At 36.6% G+C, this 4,498-nt stretch carries 1 protein-coding gene and 1 pseudogene; one reads left to right on the top strand and one right to left on the bottom strand.

The window, feature by feature from the left end; genetic code table 11:
- Positions 1–195: pseudogene (locus BM141_RS23325) on the bottom strand (IS982 family transposase); the annotation flags it as partial.
- Positions 196–548: 353 nt separating this feature from the next.
- On the opposite strand from BM141_RS23325, the gene BM141_RS22060 reads away from it, so the two are divergent.
- Complete coding sequence (locus BM141_RS22060; protein WP_091549598.1) at positions 549–4,322, top strand: LysM peptidoglycan-binding domain-containing protein; 3,774 nt, start codon at positions 549–551, stop codon at positions 4,320–4,322.
- Positions 4,323–4,498 lie beyond the last annotated feature (176 nt).

Consider the following 4,498-nt stretch of genomic DNA (forward strand, 5'->3'; position numbering starts at 1 on the left):
TTGATAGTAATATTTGAAACATTTCATGCCTGATATATGATAATAAATCACAATTGCCATGATTTCTGAACAAGACATTTTTTCTTGTGGTACAACTTGTCCTTGACTTAATTGATACTGTTGAAATTTTTTAGCAAAGTCATCACAAGTAATGTAAATTTCTATTAGTTTTGTTGTGTTCAATATTAAGTACATAGTATTCTTTGATTAGTGTAATTTTCAAATATACTATATTTATTAATATTGAACATTTTTTATCATAAAAAATTGACTTTTAAGCAATTACCTCAATAACTCACGTTATTGAATACTATCCATTTATTTTTCTAAAATTTTATGGAAATTTATCCTTTCTTACATCATTTTAGCAAGATTGTTGTCAAATGAAAAAGGTGAATAGGTATCAGGGCTAAACTATTTTCCTAATTTTTCGCAAAAAAATTCTATTTTTTTATTCTAAATTTAAAGAATTTGTTTAACTTTAATGCTATATTTCGCTGAAATTAAGGTAAATAGTATTTTTTGACTTGAATTTAATAAAAATACACATGAACAAACACATTTTTATTATTGCTTTGGTCGTAGGAGTAACGATGTGCTTGCCTTCTAAGGCATCTCTTGTACTCTATGATGTGCCTTCTGAAATGCAATTTGCAGGGATAAAATTAGTGATAGATAACGAAGCCAAAGAAATTATCCAAGAAAAGGCAGATGAGTTTAAAAGAAAAAACTTTTATCATACCTGCGTTTCTCGCGCCAGATTATATTTTCCTATCATGGAGGAGATTTTGACAAGCCATCAAGTCCCTACAGATGTCAAATATTTAAGTTTACAATTAAGCTATCTCATCGCTAACTTGGGGACTCACGAAGGCGTAGGATTTTGGCAGATTAGCGATAGCTTAGCTTTGCAGTTAGGCATGTTAGTCAATGAGGAAGTCGATGAGCGCAAACATCTTATCCTCTCTACAGAGTTTATAGCCTCTTATTTGAAAGATAAAAACTATGTTTTTCGCAATTGGTTATATACGATTATGAACTACCGAAAGGAAGTAATAGATGCTATGAATCAAATTGACAAAAGCCTGATTGGGGCAAATTATCTCCAAATTACTCCAACTACCCCCAGTGTAATTCTGAATTTGATAGCTTACATAGTAGCCTATAAAGATAAAATTGAGAGCGAAGCCTCTTTTGTAGAGTTGCTGGCATATCATAACACCAAAGGTAAATCACTGGAAGAGATAGCCAAATCTACTCATATTCCATTTGAGCAAATCAAAGAACATAACAGGTGGCTGCTGACCAATAAAATTCCTTCTTATAAACAATTTCCTGTACTGCTTCCTGTGAGTATTTCTCAAAAAGAGGAAATTGCATCTCTAATCAATCAAACAATGGTCTATGGAGATACTAACAAAATCAACTATCCTATCTTGTCAGAAAAAATTATCAAGCGTTTTAGGGATAAGACCTATACTTTTGTTAAAGCTAACGGATTAAGAGCAATGATTGCTGAGGCAGGCGACAAAGTAACAGATATGGCAGAGGCGGCAGAGATTAGCCCCAGCAAGTTCCGTCAGCTCAATGATATGACAGACTTTGACGACATAAAACAAGGACAAGTCTATTACTTAGAGAGAAAAAACAAAAAAACCGATGCCAAAGAACATGTCTTAGAAACAGGAGAGAGCTTTTGGGACGTTAGCCAACGCTATGGGGTCCGTTTAAGTACGCTTGTGGCTAATAATAGACTTACAGAAAAAGATACCGCCAAAGTAGGACGAGTAGTTTGGCTTAGCACACGCAGACCTGAAAATACTCCCGTAGAATACCGCGCCTTAGCCCAAAATCCTATCTACGCACAGCCAGACAATACCGTCATAGAAACTCCCAGCAATACCGATTCATCACCTGTTTTGGTGAAAGAAGAGGATACTAACTCCAAGCAAGTACAAGAAAAGAAAACAGATAGAGTAGCGAATGACTCAGTGTATATAGCTATGGCTGGTGAAACAATCACAGACGTTTACAGAAAGACAAACGTTCCATTAGATAAACTAATCGCATGGAATGACCTCAAAAACACAGAGTTGAGCGAAGGACAGAAAATAAGACTTACTCCCCCAAGAGCAGAGAGAACATCAGATAACAAAGGCACGCTAAGCACCAATGCAAATCCAGATTTTTTACCTCCATCTCCTGATGATGTAGCAGTCATCAAATCTGACAGCACACAACAAGCCATCCCCAATTCAGAAGAACACCTTGTGCAAAAAGGCGAATCTTTGTCTATAATAGCCCAAAAATATGGTTTGAAGGTAGCAGACTTAAGGGTTTGGAACAAATTAGATGCTAAATCTACTATCAGAGCAGGACAAAAACTTAGACTTACCGCTCCAGCGGCTGCGACTATCAGCCCTTCTAACGCTTCCATAGATAGTGCCGATGTAATACATACTGTCCAAGACAAAGAAACTTTATACGGTATTGCAAGGAAATACGGTATTCCTCAATCTGAAATTGCAAAGATTAACAATATAGATGAAAACGCTCCCTTGATAAGAAAAGGGCAAACTTTGACTATCAAGCGTAGAACCGCCCCCAGGAATGCAATGAATGAAGCCTCTACACAAACTTCTGCTTCTTCATCAAATAACGAAGTAAAGTATAACCCAATTAATAATGAACCTATTAAAAATGAAGTAGGAACTGGAAATGCTGTAATCAATACGCCTCCCGTTACCAATACTAATGTAACTACTCCTACAAACCTAAACTTAAGTATTACGCCTGTTGATGAGATTACGATGCCTTATGTCCTGAATCCACCCTCCTCAGGCAGCGATATTATAGAGGTTGACCCAAGAATAGATTATTTTGACAATGTGATAAAAAGATACCCTTACGGTAGCAAAGAAGATATAGCCAAATGGAATGGCTTAACCTTAGCCCAAGTACTTAGTGGTACTATCCCAAGCGAAAGGAGGACTTTGGTTGTTACACTGAAAGGGTACGAAGAATCTCTTAAATATGGCAATGTAATCTACCCAAAATCTCAAACAAACCAACAGATTACAAGCGGTTCACAACCAATCACAAATAATTCCGCTGTTGATGTAACACCTCCACAAGTAAATATTCAACAAGTTGGTAATACGAACTCCTCGCTTTCTTCAGGGACAGGAGTTACTCAAAAGATACCTGTCAATCCTTTTTCAGATAATTTCTTTACTATCAAATCTCAATATAATCTTACTGATGAGGACATAGCAAGGTTAAACAATATACCTATTGACGTAGTGAAAGGAGGCTCTATCCCAATGGAAATCACTGAGTTAATTGTTTCAGGCTCTGGTTCAGCAGGGGGTACTATCACTGTGAACCCTACCGAAACAGCAAGCAATGCTACTGCTCAACTCAACACAGTACCTCTTGACCAAGCAATCATACACAACGTCAATGCAGGTGAAACTATTTACGGACTTGCTCAAAGATACAATGTGGCTATTGACAGCATCAGCATTTGGAACAATCTTAAAGATGGAAGGATAGACTTTGGACAATCGCTGATTGTTGGGAGAAAACCTGCTATGCCTACTACAGCGATGGGGGGGACTGAACCGCCTTCTTTCCATATCTTGCAAAAAGGAGAAACCTTATATGGCATATCCAAAAAATATGGCATAGATATTAATTTACTAATAGAAAATAATCCCAAAATTTTCAAAGATAAAATCGTCAGGAATGGAGATACTGTCTTCTTAAAAAAACCTGAAACCTTGCTTGCGCCTCCCCAAACTGCTTTGGCAATGGACGAGGGTTACTACATAGTTCAAGACGGAGATGACATGTATAAAATCTGTGAGAAATTCAAGATTAAACCTTCGGACTTGAAAACTTGGAATAAATTAGCCCCGGGATTGGGCGTAACCAAACCTATTCCTACAGGAACGAAACTTGTAGTAGATGCAGATTTAGCAGAGGCACTGAAAAATCAAACAGGAGAATTGCCAAGAACTTCTCTTAATTCTGAGCCTATTTATCACTTTGTAGTCAAAGGGGAAACCTTATCGAGCATTGCAAAAAAATACGATACCGAAGTAGATAAGCTAAAAGAACTCAATGACAAGCCAGAGGGAAATATTCGTGAGGGAGAAAAACTGTTAGTTGGGCGCATTTACTACCACATCGTAACCAAAGGGGAAAATCTATCTCTTATTGCACGTAAATACAATATTTCTAATGAGCAACTCAAAGTCCTCAATAAGAAAAAAGACGATTTGGTCAAAGAAGGAGAAAAACTGATTGTTGGGAAGTAAATGTATTTATACTCAAAATCAATATGACCGCCAAATTTTGGTTTACTCGATATTGACGGCATGTAGTTTAACAAAATTAAGCAAGATTTCATCATTAAAAAAATCATTAGGAGGCTTTTGCGAAGTATTTAAAAAAAATCATAGTACATTTCCGCCTTTTGAATGGCTTTGAGGTC

Source organism: Thermoflexibacter ruber, from assembly GCF_900113045.1.
GTDB classification, from domain to species: domain Bacteria; phylum Bacteroidota; class Bacteroidia; order Cytophagales; family Thermoflexibacteraceae; genus Thermoflexibacter; species Thermoflexibacter ruber.